Below are 24,311 nucleotides of genomic sequence, written 5' to 3' on the forward strand. Positions count from 1 at the left end.
GCCCGGAGCCGCCGCGGCCACCCGTGCCTGGGCCGCGGGAGCCGCCGGGAGCCGGCTCAGGCGAGGACGACCTCGTCGATCAGCTCGCGGGCCGTCTCCACCGCCTCCGCCGGCAGTCCGGAGTCCGTCACCCAGGTGCCGACCTCGGACAGGGACGCGAAGGTGGAGAGACCGACCGTGCCCCACTTGGTGTGGTCGGCCACCAGCACCGTCCGCCGGGCCGAGGCGACCAGCGCCCGGTTGGTCTCCGCCTCCGCCAGGTTGGGCGTGGAGAGCCCGGCCTCCGGCGAGACCCCGTGGGTGCCGAGGAACAGCAGGTCGAAGCGGAGCGAGCGGATCGCCCGGTCCGCCACCGGGCCGACCAGCGCGTCCGAGGGCGTCCGCACCCCGCCGGTCAGCACCACCGTCGCGGCCGGGCCGCCCGCCCGGTGCGCCTGCTCGAAGACCTCCGACACCGGGACGGAGTTGGTGACCACCGTCAGCCGCTCGATCCCGGTCAGCTCACGGGCCAGCGCGTAGGTGGTGGTGCCACCGGAAAGGGCGATCGCCGCGCCGGGGGAGACCAGCCGGGCCGCGGCCCGGGCGATCTGCTCCTTGGCGGTCAGCTCCAGCGCCGACTTCACCGCGAAGCCCGGCTCGTGGGTGCGGGCCGGACCGGCCGGCACCGCCCCGCCGTGCACCTTCTCCACCGCACCGGCGCGGGCCAGCGCGTCGAGGTCCCGACGGATCGTCATGTCGGAGACGTTCAACTGCCGGGTGAGCTCGTTGACCCGGACCCCGCCGCGCCGCCGCACCTCGTCCAGGATCAGCGCGCGGCGCTGCTCCGCGAGCATCTGGGCGTTGTCGGTCACGGGTCCTCCTCCGGTCGGCTCCGGCCCATCCTCGCACGCGGCCCGGCCGCCGGAGCCCGCGGGAACACCGGGACTCGGAGGAGCCCGCGGGAACACCGGGACTCCGGGTTCCGGGAACGCCCGCGGCCGCCCGGGCCGGTCAGCGCGGCAGGTCCGCCGGGACGAGCAACTGCAGCTCCTCGGTGGACGGGTCGGCGAGCTGGGCGACCCGCATCGCGTGCCGCTCCACCATCGTCTCGAACACCTGCCGGGCCGTCCGGCCGTTGCCGAACCCGGGACCGCGCTCCAGCCCGGCGAAGTGCTCGTGCAGCGCCTTCTCGGTCTCCTCGGCGAGCGCGTACTCGTGCTCGGCGCACTGGGCGCGGGCGATCTCCAGCAGCTCGTCGGCACTGTAGTCGGGGAAGGTGACCGTCCGGGAGAACCGCGAGGACAGGCCGGGGTTGGCGACGAGGAAGCGCTCCATCTCGGCGGTGTAGCCGGCGACGATCACCACCACCTCGTCCCGGTGGTCCTCCATCAGCTTCACCAGGGTGTCGATCGCCTCCCGGCCGAAGTCCCGCCCGCCGTCCTCCGGTGCCAGGGCGTACGCCTCGTCGATGAAGAGCACCCCGCCTCGGGCCCGGTCGAAGGCGGCCGCGGTGCGGATCGCGGTGGAGCCGATGTGCTCGCCGACCAGGTCGACCCGGGCCACCTCGACGAGGTGCCCGCGCTGCAGCACCCCGAGCGAGGCCAGGATCTCGCCGTACAGCCGGGCGACGGTGGTCTTGCCGGTGCCGGGGGCGCCGGTGAAGACCAGGTGCCGGCGGAGCGAGGGCGCCTTCAGCCCGGCCCGGCGGCGGCGCCGGCCGACGCTGATCAGGTCGATCAGGGTGCGCACCTCCTGCTTGACGGTGGCCAGGCCGACCAGGGCGTCCAGTTCGGCGAGCGCCTCGTCGGCGGGGCGGCAGTCGGGGATCGGCGCGATCGCGGCCGTGGCGGCCGGGGCGGGGCCCGCACTGGTGAGCCGGGTGGTCGCGGGCAGCAGGGCGGGCCCGGCCGCCGGCGCGAGCAGCGGCGGGTACGCCGGGGCGGGGACGGGCGGCGGGCCCGCGGGCAGCGCGGTGCGCGGCACCGGCAGGGCGGGCGGCGGCGGGGGCACGTCGTCCGAGACACAGCCCTCGGTGACCGGGCCCGCCTCGGAGAACTCGAAACCGGCCCGGCCGTTCTGCTCGGCCCGGCAGCGGGTGAGCACCGTGCGGCAGCCGTCGATGACGTGGAAGCCGAAGCCGCGGCCGTGCGAGACCCGGACGTCCTCGAAGGTGCCGCGGCCCTGCGCCGAGACGTACACCCCGGCGTCGCCCGCACCGCGCACCGTGCACGCGCGCAGCACCGGGTCGGCGCCCTTGGCCACGATCACGCCGGTGGCGACGTCGGCGATCTCGCAGCCGGTGAGCAGCCCGCCGCTGCCGTGGTCGCGGAACCAGAGGCCGGTGCCGGCCTCCTGGATCCGGCAGTCCGTCAGATCGGCGGTGGCGCCGCCGCTGACCGAGACGGCGGAGGCGCGGATCCGGCTGAACGAGCAGTCGGCGGCGCTCGCCCGGGAGTCGCGGTCGAGCACGAACAGCGCGTCGGGGAGGTCGTGCAGGGTGCAGTCGGCGAGGGCCAGGCGGGCGCCGTCGCTCACCCACAGCGCCGGGTAGTCGCCGCCGGCGGAGTGGATCTCGCTGCCCTCGGCCTCGACCTCGGTGCCCGCGTCCCAGACGGAGAGCGCGCCGCGGCCGAAGGTGTGCAGGGTGCAGCGTTCCAGCCGCAGCCGGGCGCGGCCGCGCAGGTCGGCGGCGTTCTCGGGCAGGTCGTGGATGCGGCAGCCGACGAGCACCAGCTCGGCCCCGGTGTCCAGGGTGAGGCCGTTGCCGGTGACCCGGTGCACGGTGCAGTCGGTGAGGCGGCCGACCGCGCCGTCCTCGGCCTGCACGCCGCTGCCGCGGATCTCGTAGATCTCGCAGCCGGTCAGCTCGGCGCCGCTGCCGGCGCCGGTGAGCAGCAGCCCGGCGCCGCCGGTGTGGTGGACCTTGCAGCGGTCCAGCACGGCGGCGGCACCGCCCAGCACCGCGATGCCGGCCTGGCCCGCCGCGGAGACCTCGCACTCCTGGAGGCCGGCCCGGGCGCCGGGCCGCAGCCGCACGCCGAGGCCGGCCGGGTTGGCGACGGTGCAGGAGCGGAGCACGGCGGAGGCGCCGTCGCCGAGTTCGACCCCGGCGGAGGCCTGGGTGTCGATCCGGCAGCCGGTGAGGCGGGCGCCGTCCGCGGTGACCAGGACGGCGGGCAGCGAGCGGTCGGAGCCCTCGACGACCAGGTCCTGCACGGTAGCGGCGGCGGTGACGGTCAGCGGCACCCCGGCGGGCGGGCTGATCCGGACGCTGCCGGGGCCCTCGGCGGCCAGCACGGTGACCGGTTTGTCGAGCAGCACCGCCTCGCGGAAGACGCCCGGCCGCACCGTCACGGTGTCGCCCGGTTCCGCGGCCTCCAGGGCCTCCCGGAGCGTGTCGTACTCGCCGGCGCGGCGCCGCCAGCGGGACCCGCTGTCCTGCGTGACCCGGACCCTCTGCTCTGCCATGCGGTCTGTCATCCCCACCTTCGTCGGAGCCCTGCGATGGTCGGCCGCCCGCGGGGGCACCCCCGGCCGCGGTACGGGGGCCGTCCGCGCACTACAACGAGTGGGCGACGGCACGGTGCCGGTCAGCGCCGGGCGTCCGGCTGCGGTCGCGGGCCCTCCTCCAGGACGGTGACCTCGTCGCCGACCCGCAGGGTGCCGAGCAGGCTGCCGGTGACGCCCTCGGGGCGCTCCGGGACGAGGTTCTGACCGAAGACCAGCTGCTTGCCGAAGCGGCGGTGCCGGCCGAGCGAGAGCAGCGGCTCCGGGCCGCGGCGCTCACCGGTCTCCTGGTCGGTGGTGGTGACCACGCAGCGGCCGCAGGGCTTGGCCACCCGGAAGACCACCTCGCCGACCCGGATCCGCCGCCAGCCGTCCTCGGCCCACGCCTCGGTGCCGGAGACGACCAGGTTGGGGCGGAAGCGCTCCATCGGCAGCGGCTCGGCGCGGCGGTCGCCCGCGGGGTGGTCGGCGGCGAGGTGCTCGTTGAGCGAGGCCAGCGAGGCGGTGGTGGCGAGCAGCAGCGGGAAGCCGTCGGCCATGCTGGTGGTCTCGCCGGGCCGCGCGTACTCCGGGTCGATCCGCCGGCTGCCGGCCGGGTCCTCCAGGTGCAGCAGACGGACGTCGCCGAGCCGGTCGCCGAACCAGACCTGGGCCTCCTTCGCGGCCTCGACCGCGGGGAAGAAGGTGCCGAAGACGTCGGCCTGCGCGGCCGGGTCGCCCGCGGCGGTGCTCGGCGCGGGGACGTGGACGCTCGCGCCGTCGGGGGCGGTGACGGTCAGTGAGCCGTCGGGGTGCGGCAGGGTCCGGTACTGGCCGAGGGAGGGGTCGTCGCGCTGGGTGACGGCCCGGCCGGCCGGGTTGGCGAGCATCCAGCGGCGGTCGCCGGCGAGGCCCCACGGCTCCACCCCGGCGGTGTCCGGGCTCAGCCGGTAGGTCGACTTGACGGGATAGACGTGGAGGGCGGTCAGCTGCGGCATGCCCCCATCCTGCCAGTCGGCGGAGGTGCTCCGGTGCCGCGGCCGGGAATGCGCGGAGGCCGCCCGGTCCGCCTGGTACGGCGGGCCGGACGGCCCCGGAGAGGAAGACCTCGTGCCCTTGCTCCGCCCGGCGCCCTCGTTCGCCGGGGTGGTGCGGCTTCGGTCAGCCGGCCTGCGGGTAGTACGCGGGGCCGGGGTACTGCTGCTGGACGGGGCGGACCGGAGCGACCGGCGCGGCCGGGCGCAGCTGGTTGCCGCCGAAGCTCTGATCGGCGAAACCCTGCTGCGTGCCCTGGCCGAAGCCCTGCGCACCGAACTGCTGGCCGGTCATGCCCGAGGGCGCCGACGCGAAGCTGTTCTGGCCGCCGAAGCTCTGCCCGGACGGGTACCCGACCTGGGGGACGGGTGCGGCCGGGGCCTGCGGGCGCTGCGGGGGGAGGTACGGCTGCGGGCCGCCGTACCCGGGGACGGCCGGCTGCGGGGCCGCCGCGTACACCGACGGCGCGGTCTGCGCCGGGATGTACGTGGTGGCGGGGCCGCTGCTGGGGCCGGGGCCCAGGGCAAGGCGGGCGGGCGGGAGCGCGGGCAGGCCGCCGGCCGGGCTGTCGAAGCCGGTGCCGTAGCCACTGCTGTAGCTGCTGCCGTAGCTCGAGCCGTAGGTGGCCGGGGGCAGGGCCGCCGGCACGTTGATGGGCGCGATCTGCGGGACGCCGCGTTCTGCGACAAGGCTGTCGTAGATGGGCGTGCCGGAGGAAAAGGACGGAGAGGGGTAGCCGACTCCGTCGTAGGAGCGGGGCGAGGTCATGGGGCATACCGTAAGCCCACAACGTGCCTGCTGAGGAGAGTGGAAGAGGTGGGATTTCGACCGTTCACACAGTCTTCGCTCGCTCGAAGCGCTCGAAAGTGTGCAAATCAGACATACTCTCGACCAGTTCAAGCCATCCGACCCTCCTGACCGCCGGTCGAACGCCGGGCGAACCGTCGGCATCGGCCCGTCGGACCCTCCGCCGCCCGAGGCGGAGGGCGTGCGCTCCGGACCGCGCGCCGGTGGGCCCAGGCCGTCGGGCGACGGACCGGACCGACCGGTGAAAGCGCACGTCAGCCGACGTGTACGCTCTGCGCCGGGAAGCCGGGACGGCCCGCCAGCTCCGTCGTGCAGTGCGCGCAGCGGACGGCCGCGACCGGCACCGTGCTCAGGCAGTCCGGGCAGTCGGCCTTCGCCACCGGCACGTCCTTGCGCGGCTCGAAGCGGGCCTGCAGCCGGCCGACCGGAACCACCACGGCGAAGTAGATGACCGCGGCGATCAGTACGAAGCTGATCAGCGCGTTCATGAACGCCCCGTACGGGAACACCGTGCCCGCGACGGTGAAGGCCTCCTTGCTGTAGTCGCCGACCGCGCCGCTGGCGATGCCGATCAGCGGGGTCAGGAACGCCGTCACGAAGCCCGTCACCACGGCCGTGAAGGCCGCACCGATGACGATGCCGACCGCCAGGTCGACGACGTTGCCGCGCAGCAGGAAGCTGCGGAATCCCTTGAACACCGGGTGACTCCTCGAAATGCGTCGGACCGCGCCGGCCCCGGCCCGGCCGGGACCCGCGGGCCCCGCCGGCCATCCTGCCGAGGCCGGGACGGCCCGGTCCAACCGCCATCACCCGTTCCGCCCAGTCGTCGTACCGGCTCGTACCCGGCCGTGGCACGGGCCCGCCCGGGCCCGCCCCACGGCCTTCGACGGCCCGTCAGATCCCGGCCGCCCGCAGGCGATCGGCGTGGCCCTGCACCTTCACCACGGCCCCGGCCACCCGGCGCACCGCCGCCGCGTCCATGTGCGACCAGAGCGGCACCGTCAGCACCGAGCCGGCCAGCCGGTCCGTCAGCGGCAGCGACCCGGCCTGCCCGAGGTGCGCGTAGGCCCGTTGGCGGTGCACCGGCGGGTGGAAGTACCGGCGGGTGTCCACCCCCTCGGCCTTCACCGCCCGGCCGAGCTCCGCCGCGTCGAGGCCGAAGGCGGCCGGGTCCACGATCAGCGTCAGGTCCTTGAAGGTCGAGGTGTCGCCCGGCTCCGGCAGGGCGAGCCGCAGGCCCGGCAGCCCGGCCACCGCGGCCGCGAACTCCGCGACCAGGGCGCCGCGGTGCGCCACCCGCTCCGGCAGGCCGGCGAGCGAGGCCAGGCCGACCGCCGCGTGCAGCTCGCTCATCCGCGCGTTCAGCCCGGGGAAGAGCGTGTCGTAGTCGCCCGGGTTGCCGTAGTCGCGGGCGGTGCGCAGGGTCGCCGCGAGCGAGGCGTCCCGGGTGGCGACCAGACCGCCCTCACCCGCCACCGCCACCTTGGTCGGGCTCATCGAGAACACCTCGGCCAGCCCGAACCCGCCGATCGGCACGCCGCCGCGGGCGCTGCCGAAGCCGTGCGCGGCGTCGTAGACCAGCGGCACCCCGGCGCCGTCCGCGACCTGCTGCAGCCGCTCCACCTGGCAGGGCGTGCCGTACACGTGGGTGGCCATCAGCGCGGCCGGCCGGTCGGCGGCCTTGAGCCGGGCCTCCGCGTCCTCCGGGTCCAGGGTGACGTCCTGCTCGCGGGCCTCGGCGAACAGCGGCGTTCCGCCCGCCCAGTGCGCGGCGTGCGCGGTCGCCGAGAAGGTGAAGCCGGGCATCAGCACCGGCCGGCCGCCGTCCACCCCGGCGGCCTGCAGCACCAGCATCAGGCCGGCCGTGCAGTTTGAGACCGCCACCACGTGCGGCACCCGCAGCAGTTCGGCGGCCCGCTCCTCCAGCTCGGCGACCGTCCGCCCGTTGGTGAGCTGACCGCTCTCCAGGACGGCGGCGATCCGGGTCAGCGCCTCCTCGGCGTGCGGGACCTTCACCCGGGTCAGCGGAAGGCCGCCGGGGAAGGCCGGGGTGCCGCCGAGGGCGGCGGGAGTGTCCAGGTCGGTGGTCGTCATGGTCGGGTCGATCCCCCCAGGGTCGGTCGGTTGCCGGGTGTCCGCGCGGAGCCGGGTGCCGCCGCGACGGCGTCGGGTGGTGCGGTCTCGGTCGGTGCACCGCCGGGCGGCGGCTCCGGCCGGCCGCCCCACTGGCCGGGCTGCACCCGCCACAGCGGCGGCCGGGAGTGCGCCCGGACCTTCGGGCGGTCCGCGTCCGGCCGCGGCACGGCGAGCAGCACCAGCACCAGCGGCAGCACCTGCACGCGCTCGCGCGACAGGATGCCCAGGTTGTTGATGGTCGAGAACGCCCAGCAGAACAGCAGGGTGTAGACGATCGTGAAGGCGATGTAGGACCGCCGCAGGAACCACCGCGGCACCTGGCTCAGCCGGGGCCAGCTGCGGATGAACATCACCAGCAGCGCGAAGCACTCCACCGACTGCACCAGGTTCTGCACGTTCGACGCCTCGAACGGGAAGGGCCGGAACAGCACGCTGACCACCGCCACCGGCAGCCCCGCCGGATTCAGGCTGAACTGCGGCGACTCGTCCTCCGCCGCCTGGTTGATCACCGACCCGCCCTGCGAGGTCCGCCGCGAGGTCTCCGACAGCACCTGGTTGACGCTGTCGCCGCCGGTGCCGCTCGTCCCGAAGAACGTCGACACCTGTTGCAGCATCAGCATCACCATCACGCCCAGCACCACGACGGTGAGCACCGTCTTCAGCGGCCCCAGCGCGCTCACCTGCTGCGGCCGCCGGCGCAGCACGTACGCCACCGTCAGGCCCGCGCCGGCCAGCACGGTGACGTGCGGGCGGACCATGCCGGTGCCCAGCGAGCCCAGCGCGATGCAGAGGAAGGCGCCGAACCGGCGGTCCAGCAACCGCGCCACGCCGTAGGCGGTCAGGCCCAGGCAGAACATCATCCAGGCGTCCTTGCCGATGCTGGACGGCCAGAACAGCAGCGACGGCAGGAAGAACACCAGCTTCGCGTACCGCCGGGAGTCCGCCTCGGGGAAGGCGATCTGCAGCGCCCGCCAGAACAGCAGCAGGCCCCAGAAGCCCAGCCAGGAGAACACCAGGAAGCCACCGACCAGCGACGGTCCGGTGATCGCGTACACCACGCCGGTCACGATGATGACGAAGCCGGTGCCGGCCACCTTCATCCCCAGGTCGTAGTGGAACGCCCCGGAGAGCGGGCTGTGGGTGTCCAGGAACAGCGCCAGCTCGCTGCCCCGCTGGTGGTACATCTTCGCGTCGGCCGCGCCGCCGTACAGCACGAAGGCCATCAGGTACCGCGGGAAGGCGCACAGCAGCTTGAGCGCCATCGCCAGCATCAGCAGCCGGAAGACGTCCTTCTCAGGGTTGGCGGCGGCGACCCGCGCCAGGATCGGCGTCCCGATCGCCATCAGCGCGGGCAGGACCAGCAGCGCCCCCCAGGTGTCGTACCCGGTGTGCACCATGGCCAGCACGAACAGCGTCACGTAGCCGACCACCAGCGCGGCCGCCACCGCGGACGGCCAGGGCACCCGCCGGGCCAGCGCGGCCGCCGCGGTCACCGTCGGCCGGGCCGCCGCGGCGGCCATCAGAAGACCTCCAGGTCACCCAGGTTGAACCGCCAGTCGGCCGGGGTCCGGCCCGCCGCGAGCGGACCGGCCGGCGAGCGGGCGGCCAGCACCATCCCGGTCCGCGGGGCCGTCAGGTAGCCGCTGCGCCGGGCTGCCGCGGCGGCCTCGGTGCCCGCCGCGAGGTGGCCCGCGACGTGGTCGCAGCCCGCCTTCGCGGCCTGCGTCAGCAGCCGGGCGGCGCTGCCCCGGTCGCCCGGCCGGACGATCACGTCGGCGAGCGTGAACTCGGCCAGCGGCCCGCGCCGCCGCGGCCGGCCGAAGGCCACCCCGGTCAGCTCGCCGCTGCGGTGGCAGGTCAGCACCCGGTAGTCCAGCCCGGGGGCGTCGCCGTACCGCCAGCGCAGGAAGTCCGCGGTGCGCCGGACGGCCAGCCGGGTGTCGGTGACGTCCGCCGCGGCCCGCTCGCGCAGCAGCTCGTCCAGACCCTTGCGCGGGCCGGCGAACCAGTCCTCGGCGGTCGGCAGCACGCACACCGGCGGCCCGGCCGCATCCGACGGGCGCCGGGCCAGCGCCGCCCGCGCACCGCGCGCGAAAGCGGCCGGGCGGGCCACCCGGACGGCGATCGGCACCCGGCCGAGCTCCCGCCAGCCCATCTTCAGGTAGCCCGGCAGGCTGTTGCCGTTCGGGGTGTTGAAGACCAGCTCGGTGTCGCCGGAGACCTCCTCCAGCAGCCGCAGCGTCAGATCGCGGAAGATCCCGCGGCCCTGGAACTCCGGATGGGTCGCGGTGTCCACCGGGCGGACGGCGGGCACCGCCCGTCCGCCCGTCTGCCACTGCCAGCGCAGGAACAGCCGCACCCCGGCCAGCCGCCCGCCCGGGCCCTCGGCGACCAGGCCCGGACTCGCGCCGAACGGGTTCCGCCGGTGTTTCCACTCGAAGAACTCGGCACTGCGCGTGCCGGTCGGCCCGCCCGCCAGCGAGGCGGTCAGCAGGTCCAGCACGGCGGGCGTGTCCTCGTCCACGAGCGGACGGTACGTCAGCCCGGCGCTTGACTCGGTCATCTGGGTCTTCGGCTCCATGTCGTCTCGCTCGGCGGGTGCTGCCGGTCGGTGACCGCATCGGTCAACGGGCCAGTACCCGGGCGTACACCTGCTCGATCGCACGCTGCGCCCCGGCCGTGTCGAAGGTCCGGGACCGCTCCCGGGCGGCCTTCCCGAGCCGCTCGCGCAGCCCCTCGTCGGCGACGAGGCTGCCGAGCGCGGCGGCCAGCGCGGCCGGGTCGCCGGGCGGGACCAGCAGCCCCTCGGCACCGTCGTCCAGCACCTCCGGCATCCCGCCGACCCGGGTCACCACCGACGGCAGACCGCTGGTCATCGCCTCCATCAGGGCCACCGGCAGACCCTCCTGGCGGGAGCTCAGGGTGAACACGTCGAGCGCGGGCAGCAGCGCCGGCACGTCCGGCCGGGAGCCGGCGAACACCACGCCCGCGCCGGCCCGGGCGCGCAGCTCGGCCTCCAGCGGCCCGGCACCGATCACCACCAGCCCCGCCGAGGGGTGCTCGCGGCGCAGCAGGTCGAAGGCGGCGAGCAGGGTGGCCTGGTCCTTCTTGGCGGTCAGGTTGCCGACCGTGCCGATCACCGGGGCGTCGGCCGGCAGGCCGAGTCCGGCCCGCGCGGCGGCCCGGGCGGCCGGCCCCTCGGGGGCGCCGGCCAGGTCCGGGCCGTGGTGCACCACGGTGACCCAGTGCTCGTCCGGGCGGCGCCGGGCGATCGTCGCCGCCACCGCGTGCGAGACCGCCACCACGGCGTCGTTGCGCCGGTAGGTCAGTGCGTTGGCCCAGCGGGTGGCCGTCCGGTAGCGCTCCCAGACGTTGTGCTCGGTGTGCACCAGCCGCGGCGCCCGCGGCCCGAACGCGGCCAGCCGGGCCGCCACCGCCGGGATCGGCATGTGCGAGTGCACCAGGTCGTAGCGCCGGTCGGCGAGCAGCCGGCGCAGCCGCAGCGGCCAGAGCGCACCCGGCGCCCCGCCCAGGCAGTGCACCGGCACCCCCGCCGCCTCCAGCGCGGGCACCAGGGCGTCCTTGTACGGCAGCACGTAGGCCACCTCGATCTCGTACCGCCCGGTGTCGGCGTGCCGGGCGCAGTTGACCAGCAACTGTTCGGCCCCGCCCCGGCCGAGGCCCTTGGCCAGCCAGAGCACCCGCCGCCGGCCGCTCACCGCTCCTCGATTTCGCGCAGCTGCAGGGTCGTCTCCACCACCGAGTCGGCGGACGGGCGGCGGGCCCAGCTGGGCGCCGCCCGGTGGTGCTCCTCGGCGACCGGCGCGGGCGCGGGCGCCGGTGCGGGTGCGGGTGCCGCGCCGCGGTCGGCCGGCTCGGTCCGCGCGACGGACTCCTCGCGCACCGCGGCGGGGGAGCGGCGGCCCTCCTCGGACCGCGGCCCGGCGGCGGACGTGCGGCCCACCAGCAGCGCACCGGTTCTCAGCCCGTCCCGCTTCAGCCGGCGGCCGGAGGGGCCGACCGTGCCGAGCAGCGCCACGCCGGCGACCGGCACGCCGGTGCGGGCCAGCAGTTCGGAGACCCGGTCGGCCTGCTCCGGCGTCACGTTGCCGGCCATCGCCGTGACCAGCACCGCGTCGGCGTGCTGGACGAGGTCGTAGGCGTCGTTGGCGTGCAGCAGCGGCGAGGTGTCGATCAGCACCACGTCGGCGTGCTCGCGGGCCCGCCGCAGCACCTCGCCGGCCCGCAGCACCAGCGCGGCCGGGTACGCCGTCGTGTTGCCTCCGGTGATCAGCCGGACGCCTTCGGTGCCGGTCTCCCGGATCAGGTCGTCCAGCCCGGACAGCCGCTCCCCGCTGAGGAGTTCGGCCATGCCCGGGCCGTCGCCGATGCCGAAGTGCAGGTGGGTCTGCGGGTGCCGGAAGTCGCAGTCGAGCACCAGCACCGCCCGGCCGGTCTCGGCCAGCGCCGCGGCCAGGTTGGCGACGGTGGTGGTGCGGCCGTCGCCGCTGCGGCCGGACATCACCAGGATCACCGGTGCGGGCCCGGCGCGGCCCGGCGCGGCCGGTTCGCTGCCGGGCCGGCCGGAGAGCGACTCGGGGCCGGTGAGCAGCAGGGTGGAGCGCAGCGAACGGTAGGCCTCGGCCGCCGGGTCGGAGGGCCGGGCCACCACCAGCGGCTCGCGCAGCCGGCGCAGCCGCCCGGCGAGCTGCGGGATCTCGCCGATCACCGGCAGGTTGAACGCCTCCTCGGTGGTGTTGCGGGTGCGCAGCCGGGTGTCCATCCGGCTGAGCATCACCGCGGCGACGATGCCGAGCGCGAGGCCGAGGACGACCGCCAGGCCGAGCCGCACGCCGCGGCTGGGCGAGCTGAGCAGGCTGCCGCCGGCCTCCTTGGCGTCGATGCTGCCCCACTGCTGGACGGCGTCGGTCTGGCTGTAGTTCTGCAGGGTGCTGATGTCGGTCAGCGTCTTGGTGAGCGCGTTGAGCGCGGCGGTCAGCTGCGGCTGGAGCTTCGGCTGGTCGGCGGAGCCGGCCTTGGTGAAGGCGTGCTGCAGGTTGTTGACCTGCTCCTGCTGGGTGTCGGCCTGCGCCTGGAGCCGCTTGATCGACTCGTCGGCGCTCTTCTTCGACTCCTGGCCGTAGCCGGTGATGGTGGCGTCGGACAGCGCTGCCGCCAGGTCGGTGCAGGACTGCTGGGTGGGGCCGGTGGTGGTGAAGACCAGCATCTGGGTGGAGGCCGCGGTGACGGTGCGCCGGGCGGCGAGCGCGGCCACGTCCGTGACGTGGAGCTTCTTCGCGGCGGTGGTGGTCACGTTCGAGCCCTGCGCGTAGCTGAGCACCTGGTCGGCCCGGACGGACTCGCCCGCGCCGGCCACCGGGGTGATCGCCACCTTGCACTGCCACTTGCCGTCGTCCACGGCGTCGCCCGCCGGCGTCAGCAGGAAGCCGATGACCAGGGCGGCGAGGGTGCACCCGGCGAGCAGCCGCCAGTAGCGCCGCAGGACGGTGAAGTGGTTTGCCGGTTCCACCGGTTGGTTCCCCTCGCGATCGTGGTGCGGGCACGCGGGTCACCGGGCCGGCCCGCCTCGGCGGACCCCGGTGCCGCCGGGTGCGGCAGGGTCGGGTGCGGCGGCCCCGGCACCGGGGCGGACGCGATCAGGTGGAGGTGGCCGGTAACGCGGCGGACCGGCGCGGACCGTCCGGCGGGACGGCGCATCGTGGCAGTCGTTGTGACATCAGGCCCCCTGACGGCGTTGCCCACCCGGCCGCCCCGGCCCGGATGCCTCGCGCGGATAGCCGTACCCCCCCCCCGGCAGCCCGCTTACCCCCTGCGATGCTTGCCTTCGCGGACCTGCGGCGCAAGCGCTTTGGCGATTCTCGGCGGCCGCATTTCGGCCCTCCCGCGCGCCCTGCCATGGTTGCGGCGGCTTTGTCCGCTTTCCGTGGCATGTCAACTCCGTTGTGCGGAGCGGTACTTCGGTGGTCGATCCGAAAGGGCCTCAGCGGCCGGCCGGCACCCGGCGCAGCGACCGCTCGTAGAAGCCCACCATCTGCCCGCAGACCTGCGGCAGCGTGAACGAGGTGAGGAACCGCGCCCGGGCCGCCTTCACCCGAAGCCGCGCCGCCGCCCGGTCGTCCAGGGCCGACACCAGCGCCGCCGCCAGCTCGGCCGGCCGCTCCGGCGGCACCAGCAGCGCGTAGTCCTCCGAGCCGACGGTCTCGCGCAGCGCCGGGACGTCCGCGCACACCAGCGGCACCCCGACCCCCATCGCCTCCATCGCCGCACTGCCCAACCCCTCCCACCGGGAGGGCACCGCGAACGCGTCCGAGGCCGCCATCAGGTCGTACACGTCGCCGCGCGGGCCCAGGAACCGCACCTGCCCGGCCCGGGCCGCCAGGGCCTCCAGCCGGGCGGTCTCCGTGCCCGGACTGCCCGCCAGCAGCAGCACCGCCTCCGGCGCCTGCCGGCGCACCCCGGCGAACGCCTCCACCAGCACGTCCAGCCCCTTCTGGTACTGCTGCCGGGCGGCGGCCAGCACCACCGGGGTGTCCTGCGCCAGCCCCAGCGCGGCCCGCACCGCCGCCCGCCGCTCCGGCGTCACCGACCCCAGCAGCTCCGGGTCGCGGCCGCGCGGCACCACGTCGATCCGGTCCGGCGAGACCCGCAGCCGCCGCGCCATCGACGAGGCGACGTGCCGGGTCAGCGCGTGGAAGCGCCGGGTGCCCTGCGCGGTCGCCGCGTCCACCGCCTGCGCCGCCCGCACCTTCCACGGCGACAGCCCGCGCGCGTGCAGGTGCTCCGGCCCGTACGAGGAGTTGACCAGGCTCGACACCACGGGCGTGCCCGCGGCGAGCGCCGCCGCCCGGCCCAGCACGTCCGCCTCGTACAGCGTGGTGTGCACCAGGTCCGGCCGGTGCTCGCGGACCAGCCGGCGCAGCGCCGCAGCCCGCCCGGCCCGCCCCGAGCCGTGCACGCCGAACACCCGGGCGCCCGCCGCGACCAGCTCCGGCTGGAAGCCCCCCGGCGAGTCCTTCAGGTACGCGACGTCCAGGCGGACGCCCGAGCGCACCAGGTGCGGGGCCATCGAGGCCAACCCCTGCTCGGCACCGCCGATCCGGTGCAGGCTGTCGATCACGTAGAGCACATGCACAGCAGCGACCCCCCGGGAACACCGGCGCGGCCGGTCTCCCGTCCGTCCTACGCCCTGACAGGCGCTCAGCATCCCAGCCCGGACCCGCCTCCGCCAGGAAATCCACCAGGACGCCGTGCGGCGCGCCCACCGAGGGGCGCGTGGGGGGCACCTCCCGGCCGAAGGCTGGGGAGAACTGCGCAATCCGAGGGCGGTTACCACAACAGAAGGGGCCGGCCCCGATTCGTACGGCGAGCCCCATCCGGATTGCGCAGTTCCCCGCGCCCTCGGAGTGCTGCCCCTGGACCGCTGCCCCTGGAGTGCGCCTCCCCGAACGCCTGCGCAGGGTGCGCGCGCTGTGCCAGGGTCGGGGCATGCCAGCCGCCGAGTCCGTGCGTCCCGCCGTCCTGCACCTGGTCACCGACCCGCGGCGGCGCGGCGCCCAGAACCTCGCCCGCGACCTGCACGCCGAACTGCTCGACCGGGGCCACCGCTCCGACCTGCGCTCGCTCCGGCCGCACCCCGACGCCGACGCCGAGGACGCCCGCCCACTCGGCCCGGGCCGCTACCACCCGGCCACCCTGCGGGCGCTGCGCGCCGCCGCCCGCCGCGCCGACGTGGTCGTCGCCCACGGCTCCTCCACCCTGCCGGCCTGCGCCGCCGCCCTGGTCGGCAGCGGCACCCCGTTCGTCTACGTCAACATCGGCGACCCCCGGCACTGGACGGCCTCCCCGGTCCGCCGGCTCCGCACCGGCCTGCTGCTGCGGCGGGCCGCCGCCGTCGCCGCGATCTCCGACGGCGCCCGCGAGGTCCTGCTCGACCACTACCGGCTGCCCGCCCGGACGGTCCGCACCATCCCCAACGGCCGTGCCGCCGACCGGTACCCGCCCGCCGCCGACGAGGCCGACCGGCGGGCCGCCCGCGCCGCCCTCGGCCTGCCCGCCGAGGGCCCGCTGCTCGCCTGGGTCGGCGCGCTCGCCCGCGAGAAGCGCCCCGACCTCGCCCTGGACGCCCTCGCCCTGCTGCCCGGCGTCCACCTCGCGGTGGCCGGCGACGGCCCGCTGCGCAGCACGGCGGCCTCCCGCGACACCACCGGACGGGCGCACTTCCTCGGCACCCTCGCCGATCCCGCCCCGCTCTACCGGGCCGCCGACGCCCTGCTGCTCACCAGCGACAGCGAGGGCGTGCCCGGTGTCCTGGTCGAGGCCGCGCTCGCCGGGCTGCCCGCGGTCGCCACCGACGTCGGCTGGGTCCGTGACGTCGTCCTGGACGGCGTCACCGGCAGTCTCGTCCCGCCCGGCGACCCGGCCGCCCTCGCCGGCGCGGTCGAGAAGCTGCTGGCCGACGCGCACGGCGCACTCGGCGCCGCCGCGCGCCGCCACGCACGGGAGCGCTTCGACCTCGCGGTGGTCGCCGACGCCTGGCAGCAGCTGCTCGACGAGACCGCCCGCAGCCCCCGACGCACCGTCCGACCGGACCCGACGCACCGTCCGGAGGCCCCGCGCCCGGGCGCCTGACGGGCCGCCGGGCGGCCCGCACGGGCGAATCCGCCCCCCGCCTGTCCGCGGCCGGCGGGTGCGCGCATACTGGCCTGCGCGGCTCGCACCGCGCGACAGGGCCACCCCGGACCCGGCACGGCTGCGCCGCGACGGGGGAAGGTACGCGATGGCAGTGCTCGCGATCATCGTCGGAGCCGGTCTGCTCTGGCTGCTCACCGGTGTCCGGATCGTCCAGCAGTACGAGCGCGGCGTGGTCTTCCGGCTCGGCCAGGTCCGCGGCCAGGTCCGCGGCCCCGGCCCGACGCTGCTGATCCCGCTGATCGACCGGATGCGCAAGGTCAACGTCCAGGTGATCACCATGCCGGTGCCGGCCCAGGAGGGCATCACCCGGGACAACGTCTCCGTCCGGGTCGACGCCGTGGTCTACTTCCGCGTCGTGGAGCCGATCCGGGCCACCGTCGACGTGCAGAACTACACGTTCGCGATGTCCCAGGTCGCCCAGACCTCGCTGCGCTCCATCATCGGCAAGAGCGACCTCGACGACCTGCTCTCCGGCCGGGAGAACCTGCACCGCGGCCTCGAACTCATGCTGGAGAGCCCGGCCGTGGGCTGGGGCGTGCACATCGACCGGGTGGAGATCAAGGACGTCGCCCTGCCCGACTCGATGAAGCGCTCGATGGCCCGCCAGGCCGAGGCCGACCGTGAGCGGCGCGCCCGCATCATCACCGCCGACGGCGAGTTCCAGGCCGCCGCCAAGCTCGCCGAGGCCGCCACCGTCATGGACGCCACCCCGGCCGCCCTGCAGCTGCGCCTGCTGCAGACCGTCGTCGAGGTCGCCGCCGAGAAGAACTCCACCCTGGTGCTGCCGTTCCCGGTCGAGCTGCTGCGCTTCTTCGACGCCGGCGCCAAGGCCGCAGCCGGGGCCGCCCCCGCCGCCGCGCCGGAGCCCGCCGCCGGGACGCCCGCCGTCGAGGCGCCCGCGGGGGAGCAGGCCGGAACCCCCGCGCTGCCCCGGCCCGCCCAGGCACCGGACCACACCGCCCTGACGAAGTCCGAGCACACCCCCGAGGCCTGACCCCGACGGTGTGCCCGGACTGCCCGATCGGCCGACTGCTCGGCCGATCGGGCGAATCCGTCCCCACCGGCCCCTCCTCGGCTGGAGACTGACGCACCGTCACTGCCAGGCTGGCGCCGTGAAGCTGCTGCGCACCGCCACCGCCCTGCTCGCCGCGACCGCCGCCACCGCCGCGATGGCCCCCGGCGCCACCGCCGCGGCCGCCGCGCCGGACACCCCGCGCGAGGGCGCCCACGCACTGCTCCCCGCCCACGCACCGCACCCCGGACACCCGCAGCGTTCGGCCGCCGAGCGGCAGGAGGCCGTCGAGTTCTTCTGGTACGGCTGCAAGCACTGCGCCCAGTTCGAGCAGCCGCTGGAGCGCTGGGCGGCCCGGCACCGCGACGACGTCGTGCTGCGCCGGGTGCCCGCGGTCTGGCAGGGCGGCCCCGACGAGCAGCGCCAGCTCGGCCACGCCCGGCTCTACTACACCCTGGAGCGACTCGGCGCGGTCGACCGCCTGCAGGCCGAGGTCTTCCGGGCCGTCCGCGAACGCCACGAGGACCTCACCACCGAGTCCGGCGCCGCCGCCTGGGCGCTCGCCCAGGGCCTGGACCCCGCGGCCTTCCGCGCCGCCTGGCGCTCCCCGGAGGTCGACCGGCTGGTCGCCGACGCCCCCGGGCGGATGGCCCGCAACCGCATCACCGAGATCCCCACCGTCCTGGTCGGCTCCGGCCGGACCTCTCCCACCGGCGCCGGCGGCGTCGAACGGATGCCGGACGCCATGGACACCCTCGTCGAACACCACTGACCCGGACGGGCCGCGCAGCCGCCCGGCGGCGGCCCGGGATCCGGCCCGCCCCCTACCCGATCCACCTTCACCGAACCAGCCCCTGGCGCGCACACCTTGTGCCAGAGTGGGTCGCCCGGGTCGCACCGCCTGAGCTGCGGCCCACCGGCAGCCACATGCGAGAGGGCGGGGGCCCGTGGGGGGACAGAGCGCGCAGGTCGTCGACGGGCGCGACACGGAGACGGCGGCCCGGCCCGCCGTACCCGAAGGACCGCCGCCGGAGCTGCTCTTCAAGCGGCGGCTGCGCCCGGCGCAGACCGCCCGCGAACTCTGGGCGGCCCGCGAACTCGTCCGCGCCCTCGCCGAGCGCGACCTGCGCGCCCGCTACAAGCAGGCCGTCCTCGGCTTCGCCTGGGCGGTGCTCACCCCGCTCGCGCTGTGCGCCATCTTCACCCTGGTCTTCCACCGCGCCGTCAGGATCGACACCGGCGGGGTGTCCTACCCGCTCTTCGCCTACGTCGGCCTGATCGTCTGGCAGTTCTTCAGCAACACCATGAACCAGGGCGCGCTGAGCCTCGCCAACAACCTCAGCCTGCTCAACAAGGTGTACTGCCCGCGCGAGGTCTTCCCGCTGGCCACCATGCTGGTCGCCGCCGTCGACATGCTGATCGGCGTCGGCGTGCTCGCCGTGCTCTTCCTGGCCACCTGGACGGCCCCCGCCGCGACCGCGCTGTGGGTGCTGCCGCTGCTCGCGATCCAGTTCGCCTTCACCTACGGCGTCGCCCTGATCCTCTCCGTGGCCGTCGTCTACCTGCGCGACGTCCGCCACCTGCTGCCGATCATCACGCAGATGGGCGTCTTCGCGACCCCGGTCGCCTACCCGCTGGCCCGGATCCCCGTCCGGCTGCAGGAGGTCTACTGCGGCATCAACCCGCTCGGCGCCGTCATCGAGGGCTACCGCCGCGCCCTGCTGTACGGGCAGGCCCCCGACACCGGCCTCACCGCGATCGCCGCGGTCTCCTCGGTGGTCTTCCTGGTCGGCGGCTACCTGTTCTTCAAGAAGCTGGAAACGGGGATCGCCGATGTCGCGTGAGTACGAGCCGGGCACGATCCGCACCGAGCACGTCTGGAAGCGCTTCAGGGCCGACCAGCAGCGGATGCTGCTGCGCGACAAGGTCGAGTCGATGGCCCGCCGGCTTCGCGGCGGCCGCGGCGAGGACTGGCGCTGGGCGCTGCGCGACATCAACCTGCACATCGAACCCGGCGAGTCCGTCGGCCTGATCGGCTCCAACGGCTCCGGCAAGTCGACCCTGCTCAAGATGCTGACCCGGGTCATGTACCCGTACGGCGGGATCATCGACGTCCGCGGCCGGATCGGCGCCCTGATCGAGATCCGGGCCGGCATCCACCCCGACCTCACCGGCCGGGAGAACGTCTACCTGTTCGGCGCGCTGCTCGGCCTCAAGCGCCGCGAGGTCGCCGCCCGCTTCGACGACATCGTCGGGTTCGCGCGGCTCGGCGGCGCCATCGACCGGCAGGTCAAGTTCTACTCCTCCGGCATGCAGATGCGCCTCGGCTTCGCCGTCGCCGCCTACCTGGAGCCGCACGTCCTGCTCGTCGACGAGGTGCTCGCCGTCGGCGACGCCGTCTTCCAGCAACGCTGCCTGGACCGGATGCGCGAGGTCGCCGAGCAGGGCACCACCATCGTCTTCGTCTCCCACGACCTGCCGGCCGTCCAGTCGATCTGCCGCCGCGGCGTCTGGCTGGAGCAGGGCACCGTCCGGGTCGACGCCGGCATCAAGGACGCCCTGGCCGGCTACCGCGACTCGATCGAGGCCCAGTCCGAGGCCTCCGCCCGCACCGGCGAACCGCTCCAGCTGCTCAAGCACGAACTCGTCGGCGAGGACGGGGAGAACCTCACCACCGACGAGCCGATGACGGTGGAACTCACCCTCGGCGGCGACTACCGCGGCGACGCCACCCTGCACCTCGGCGTCAGCGAGGGCACCTCCAGCCCGATCTTCCAGATCAGCCACGAGATCCGGCTCGGCGGCGGCGACCACCACGTCGCCTGCGTGATCCCCCGGCTGCCGCTGCCCCGCGGCCGCTACACCCTCTGGGCCGGCGTCTACTCCATCGGCAGGACCGACGGCGGCACGCTGATGAGCTGGCACTCCGTCGGGCAGTTCGACGTGTTCGGTCCCCTGCTGGACACCCCGCCGCGGGCCGTGGTGCTGGCCGCGCCGGTCTTCGTCCCGCACCACTGGGAGGAGTGACCGCGGTGAGACCCGTCAGAGTGCTGGTGCACCTGAACAACCTGGCCCTCGGCGGGGCGCAGCTGAACGCCGTCGACATCGCCCGCACCCTGCGCGACCGCGGCCACGACCCGGTGCTCTTCGCCCAGGGCGTGGCCGGCGAGGCCCCCCTGGTTGGCGTCGCTGCCGGGCACGGCCTCGACGTCGTGGTGGCCGGCGGCCCGGACACCCCGCACCGCGAGGTCCGCCGCCGGCTGGACCGGCTCGCGGACGAGCACGGCAGTGAACTCGTCCACGCCTGGGAGGTCCGGGCCGCCCGCAACGGCTACTTCGGGCCCGGCCGGCTCGGCCGCATCCCCGTGGTCACCACCTTCTACGGCATCCGGATGCTGCGCGGCATGCCCCGGCACCAGCCGCTGGTGCTCGGCCTCGGCGCCCTCGTGGGCGACGGCCGGGCCTTCGGCCACCGCGACGTCCGGCTCGTCGAACCGCCCGTCAACACGGCCACCGACGCCCCCGGCCGGGCCGACGGCGCCGCCTGGCGCCGCGAACACGGCATCGAAGACGAGGAGTTGCTGCTCGCCATCGTCACCCGCCTGGTGCCCGACCTGGAGAAGGACGCCGGCGCCGAACTCACCGTCGACGCCGTCCGCGCCCTCGACGACCCGCGGGTCCGCCTCGCGATCGTCGGTGCCGGCCCCAGCCTGGACCGGCTCCGCCGGCGCGCCGCCGAGACCAACGCCGCCCTCGGCCGCGAGGCCGTCCTCGTCCCCGGCCAGCTGGCCGACCCCCGGCCCGCCTACGACGCCGCCGACGTCGTCCTCGGCATGGGCGGCTCCGCCCTGCGCGGACTCGCCTTCGCCAAGCCGGTCGTCGTGCACGGCGCAGCGGGCTACACCGCCGTCCACGAACCCGGCCCGCTGGTCGAACCGCACGCCTCCCGCTGCATGTACGGCTGGGGCGACGGCAGCCGCGACCCGGGCCCGCTCGCCGAGCAGATCCGCGGCCTCCTCGACGACCCCGGCCGCCGCACCGAACTCGGCCGCTGGGGACGGGACTGGGTGGTCGGCCGCTTCTCGCTGGAGAGCGTCTCCTCCGCCTTCGAGCAGCTCTACCTCGAAGTGCTGGCCGCCCCGCCGGGCCCCGCCCGCTGGCTCCGCGACCTCGAACAGATGGCCAGGTACGAGTTCACCAAGCCCACCGCGCTCCGCCTGCTCGGGCGGTGAACCACCGGGCCTGCCGGGAACGGTGAGCACCCGGCCGGTCATTCCCTGTGATCGAACCCGTCGATCCGGCGTTGTGACGGCGTTGCCGCAGCTGGCAGCCTTACGGCGTCGGGTCGTTCGCGGGCGCAGCGCGCGGCGACCGCTCTGCTCTCCTTCTATCCAAGGGATCTGACAGCATGTCACGCGAGATCAGCGTCGCCATCGCCTACCACAGCGGCTACGGCCACACCGCCCGGCAGGCCGAGTTCGTCCGCCAGGGCGCGGAGGAGGTCGCCGGCACCACCGTCCACCTGATCGCCGTCGACCAGATCACCGACGAGCAGTGGGCGCAGCTGGACGCCGCCGACGCCATCATCTTCGGTTCGCCGACCTACCTGGGCGACGTCTCCGCCGCCTTCCGCACCTTCGTCGAGAAGACCAGCGGCCGCTGGATGCAGCAGCAGTGGAAGGACAAGCTGGCCGCCGGCTTCGTCAACTCCGGTGCCAAGAGCGGCGACAAGCTGCACGCCCTGCAGTCGCTCTCCGTCTTCGCCGCCCAGCACAGCATGATGTGGGTCAGCCTCGGCCTGCTGCCCGGCTGGAACAAGTCCACCGCCTCCGAGTTCGACCTGAACCGCCTCGGCGTCTGGCTGGGTGCCGCCGCCCAGTCCAACGGCGACCAGGGCGCCGACGCCATGCACAAGTCCGACCTGGCCACCGCCGAGCACCTCGGCCGCCGCGTCGCCGAGCAGGCCCAGCGTTTCTCCGCCTGACCTGACTGGGTGACCCCGGGGGCGCGGGGAACTGCACGCAGTGGAAAGGCACCTGGTCAGTGCCTTCCGAATTGCGCAGTTCCCCGCGCCCCTCTTTTCGGGTTTGCCGTATCTGACAATGCGGGCCGGATCCGAATTGCGCGGATTCACGCGCCCTACGGCCGTCCGTAATTCCGGCCCTTCCAGGACGCTCCTCGGCCGCGCCGGTGCTGGACGGCCGAGTCCACCGTCATCAGCAGGTACAGGCCCGCGGTGAACGGCAGCAGCAGCGCCTCCGCCCACGGCCTCCCGTAGTACCGCTCCATCGGGACGAAGGTCCCCGTCATCACCGCCCAGGCGGCCCCGCCCAGCGCCGCGACCGCCGCCGACCCCGCGGCGGCCCCCGCGACCAGCGCGACGACCGGCACCAGGTAGACCAGTGCCAGTCCGAGGACCGTCCCGGCCAGCAGCAGCGGCGAGTACCGCAGCTGGGCGTAGGCACTGCGCGACACCATCCGCCACAGCTCCGCCAGCCGCGGGTACGGCCGCACGCTGTCGACCTGCTCGGCCAGCCCGAGCCAGGTCCGGCCGCCGGTCCGCTTGACGGCCCGGGCGAGGTTGACGTCGTCGATGACGGCCCCGCGGATCGCCGCCACCCCGCCCGCCCGTTCCAGCGCCACCCGCCGGACGAGCGTGCAGCCGCCGGCCGCCGCCGCGGTCCGGGAGCCGGGCCGGTTGCTCCACCGGAACGGGTACAGCTGGGCGAAGAAGTACACGAAGGCCGGCACGATCAGCCGCTCCCAGCGGGTCTCCACCCGCAGCCGGGCCATCTGCGACACCAGGTCGAGGCCGTTCGCCCCGGCCGCGGCGACCAGGTCGGCGAGCAGGGTCGGGCCGTGCGCGATGTCGGCGTCGGTGAGCAGCAGGAAGTCGGTGTCGCCGGCGAGCTCGACGCCGTGCCGCAGGGCCCACAGCTTGCCCGTCCAGCCGGCCGGCAGCGGGGGAGGGAGGGTCACCGTCAGCGGCAGTCCGCCGCCCTCGCCGAGGCGGCCGGCGAGGGCGCCGGTGCCGTCCGAGCTGTGGTCGTCGACCAGGATCACCCGCGCGGCGCCGGGGTACTTCTGGGCGAGCAGACCGGGCAGCGAGTCCGGCAGCACCGCGGCCTCGTCCCGGGCGGGGACGACCACCGCCACCGAGGGCCACCGGCGGGGCGCGGGCCGGGGCGGCAGCCGCCGGTCGGTGCGCCAGAACATGCCGTGGCAGCAGGCGAGCCACACCCAGGTCGCCAGGGACAGCGCGGACACCCACAGCAGCACGGTCACTCCGGCAGTCTGCCGCACCACCGCCCCTCCGCAGCGGTTCCCGTGCGGAGCCGTTCGGTAGAGTCGTCCCCTGTGAAGATCGCACTGGTGGACTCCGGAATCGGACTGCTCGCGGCCGCCGCCGCCCTGCGCGCACTGCGCCCCGACGCGGACCTGGTGCTGTCCTCCGACCCCGACGGCATGCCCTGGGGCCCGCGCACCCCGGAGGACATCGCCGAGCACGCCCTGGCCTGCGCCCGGGCCGCCGCGGCGTTCGAACCGCACGCGCTGATCGTCGCCTGCAACACCGCCTCCGTGCACGGGCTCGCCCGGCTGCGGGCCGAGCTGGAGCCGGGGCTGCCGGTGATCGGCACCGTCCCGGCGATCAAGCCGGCCGCGGCGGCGGGCGGCCGGGTCGCGATCTGGGCCACCCCGGCCACCACCGGCAGCGCCTACCAGCGCGGGCTGATCGCCGAGTTCGGCGGCGGCGCCGAGGTCACCGAGGTCGCCTGCCCGGGACTCGCCGACGCCGTGGAGCGCGGTGACCGGGCCGCCGTCGCCGCGGCCGTCGCGGACGCCGCGGGCCGCACCCCCGTCGGCACCACCACGGTCGTCCTCGGCTGCACCCACTACGAACTGGTCCGGGACGAGATCACCGCCGCCCTCGCCGGCATCGCCGACCCCGGCCTCCGGTTCCACGGCTCCGCGGACGCGGTGGCCGCCCAGGCCCTGCGCCGCCTCGACGGCCGGGACCTCGCCCCCGGCTCCGGCACCCTGACGGTGCTGCACAGCGGCCGCCCGTCCTCGCTCGCCGAGGCCGCGGCCGCCTACCCCGAGGGCCGTCTGATCTCCCGGGGCCTGCCCGTCCGCTGACCGGTGG

General features: G+C 75.4%; 20 protein-coding genes. 8 read left to right on the forward strand and 12 right to left on the reverse strand.

The window, feature by feature from the left end; genetic code table 11:
- Positions 1 to 56: 56 nt before the first annotated feature.
- The 11 genes from IE98_RS0122725 to IE98_RS0122775 form a co-directional block, all read right to left on the reverse strand.
- Positions 57 to 851, reverse strand: coding sequence for a DeoR/GlpR family DNA-binding transcription regulator (locus tag IE98_RS0122725; RefSeq protein ID WP_030271723.1), 795 nt, complete (start codon positions 849 to 851; stop codon positions 57 to 59).
- 139 nt (positions 852 to 990) lie between these two features.
- On the reverse strand, positions 991 to 3,447 hold the full coding sequence (locus IE98_RS0122730) for a right-handed parallel beta-helix repeat-containing protein (RefSeq protein ID WP_030271725.1): 2,457 nt from the start codon (positions 3,445 to 3,447) through the stop codon (positions 991 to 993).
- A gap of 122 nt (positions 3,448 to 3,569) precedes the next feature.
- Positions 3,570 to 4,463, reverse strand: coding sequence for an MOSC domain-containing protein (locus IE98_RS0122735; RefSeq protein WP_030271726.1), 894 nt, complete (start codon positions 4,461 to 4,463; stop codon positions 3,570 to 3,572).
- Positions 4,464 to 4,626: 163 nt separating this feature from the next.
- Positions 4,627 to 5,268 (reverse strand): DUF6643 family protein, encoded by a 642-nt coding sequence (locus IE98_RS48175; protein WP_052390834.1) that lies wholly within the window; start codon positions 5,266 to 5,268, stop codon positions 4,627 to 4,629.
- A 293-nt stretch (positions 5,269 to 5,561) separates the two neighbouring features.
- On the reverse strand, positions 5,562 to 6,005 hold the full coding sequence (mscL, locus tag IE98_RS0122745; protein WP_030271730.1) for a large conductance mechanosensitive channel protein MscL: 444 nt from the start codon (positions 6,003 to 6,005) through the stop codon (positions 5,562 to 5,564).
- A 196-nt stretch (positions 6,006 to 6,201) separates the two neighbouring features.
- Positions 6,202 to 7,401, reverse strand: a complete 1,200-nt coding sequence (locus IE98_RS0122750; RefSeq protein WP_030271732.1) for a DegT/DnrJ/EryC1/StrS family aminotransferase — start codon at positions 7,399 to 7,401, stop codon at positions 6,202 to 6,204.
- Positions 7,398 to 8,963, reverse strand: a complete 1,566-nt coding sequence (locus tag IE98_RS0122755) for a hypothetical protein (RefSeq protein ID WP_052390835.1) — start codon at positions 8,961 to 8,963, stop codon at positions 7,398 to 7,400. Before IE98_RS0122755 ends, IE98_RS0122750 begins: the two co-directional genes overlap by 4 nt.
- Complete coding sequence (locus IE98_RS0122760) at positions 8,963 to 10,006, reverse strand: GNAT family N-acetyltransferase (RefSeq protein WP_030271736.1); 1,044 nt, start codon at positions 10,004 to 10,006, stop codon at positions 8,963 to 8,965. Before IE98_RS0122760 ends, IE98_RS0122755 begins: the two co-directional genes overlap by 1 nt.
- Positions 10,007 to 10,067: 61 nt before the next feature.
- Positions 10,068 to 11,162, reverse strand: coding sequence for a glycosyltransferase (locus IE98_RS0122765; RefSeq protein ID WP_030271738.1), 1,095 nt, complete (start codon positions 11,160 to 11,162; stop codon positions 10,068 to 10,070).
- Positions 11,159 to 12,973, reverse strand: coding sequence for an AAA family ATPase (locus IE98_RS44905; protein WP_052390836.1), 1,815 nt, complete (start codon positions 12,971 to 12,973; stop codon positions 11,159 to 11,161). The genes IE98_RS0122765 and IE98_RS44905 overlap by 4 nt, the downstream gene beginning before the upstream one ends.
- A gap of 471 nt (positions 12,974 to 13,444) precedes the next feature.
- On the reverse strand, positions 13,445 to 14,596 hold the full coding sequence (locus IE98_RS0122775) for a glycosyltransferase family 4 protein (protein ID WP_030271742.1): 1,152 nt from the start codon (positions 14,594 to 14,596) through the stop codon (positions 13,445 to 13,447).
- Between the two features lie 353 nt (positions 14,597 to 14,949).
- Here IE98_RS0122775 and IE98_RS44910 point away from each other — a divergent pair, with 353 nt between their 5' ends.
- From IE98_RS44910 to IE98_RS0122810, 7 genes are all read left to right on the forward strand, one after another.
- Complete coding sequence (locus IE98_RS44910; RefSeq protein WP_052390837.1) at positions 14,950 to 16,092, forward strand: glycosyltransferase family 4 protein; 1,143 nt, start codon at positions 14,950 to 14,952, stop codon at positions 16,090 to 16,092.
- A gap of 148 nt (positions 16,093 to 16,240) precedes the next feature.
- Positions 16,241 to 17,149, forward strand: coding sequence for a slipin family protein (locus IE98_RS0122785; RefSeq protein WP_078661214.1), 909 nt, complete (start codon positions 16,241 to 16,243; stop codon positions 17,147 to 17,149).
- Between the two features lie 118 nt (positions 17,150 to 17,267).
- Positions 17,268 to 17,939, forward strand: coding sequence for a thiol:disulfide interchange protein DsbA/DsbL (locus IE98_RS44915; RefSeq protein ID WP_052390838.1), 672 nt, complete (start codon positions 17,268 to 17,270; stop codon positions 17,937 to 17,939).
- 175 nt (positions 17,940 to 18,114) lie between these two features.
- Entirely contained in the window at positions 18,115 to 19,011 is an 897-nt protein-coding gene (locus IE98_RS0122795; protein WP_030271748.1) for an ABC transporter permease, read from the forward strand.
- Entirely contained in the window at positions 19,001 to 20,194 is a 1,194-nt protein-coding gene (locus tag IE98_RS0122800) for an ABC transporter ATP-binding protein (RefSeq protein ID WP_043174841.1), read from the forward strand. The genes IE98_RS0122795 and IE98_RS0122800 overlap by 11 nt, the downstream gene beginning before the upstream one ends.
- Before the next feature lie 5 nt (positions 20,195 to 20,199).
- Entirely contained in the window at positions 20,200 to 21,399 is a 1,200-nt protein-coding gene (locus IE98_RS42900; RefSeq protein ID WP_159401026.1) for a glycosyltransferase family 4 protein, read from the forward strand.
- A gap of 176 nt (positions 21,400 to 21,575) precedes the next feature.
- Positions 21,576 to 22,151, forward strand: coding sequence for a flavodoxin family protein (locus IE98_RS0122810; RefSeq protein WP_030271754.1), 576 nt, complete (start codon positions 21,576 to 21,578; stop codon positions 22,149 to 22,151).
- A 155-nt stretch (positions 22,152 to 22,306) separates the two neighbouring features.
- Here IE98_RS0122810 and IE98_RS0122815 read toward each other — a convergent pair whose 3' ends face one another.
- Positions 22,307 to 23,452 carry a glycosyltransferase gene (locus tag IE98_RS0122815; RefSeq protein WP_030271756.1) on the reverse strand — a complete coding sequence of 382 codons (1,146 nt, stop codon included), beginning with the start codon at positions 23,450 to 23,452 and terminating at the stop codon, positions 22,307 to 22,309.
- 72 nt (positions 23,453 to 23,524) lie between these two features.
- Between IE98_RS0122815 and IE98_RS0122820 the strand changes: the two genes are divergently transcribed.
- A complete protein-coding gene (locus IE98_RS0122820) occupies positions 23,525 to 24,304 on the forward strand; it encodes a glutamate racemase (RefSeq protein ID WP_030271758.1) in 780 nt (259 codons plus the stop codon).
- Positions 24,305 to 24,311 lie beyond the last annotated feature (7 nt).

Origin of the sequence: Streptomyces sp. NRRL B-24484 (genome assembly GCF_000717715.1) — a bacterium.
Taxonomy (GTDB): Bacteria; Actinomycetota; Actinomycetes; order Streptomycetales; family Streptomycetaceae; genus Kitasatospora.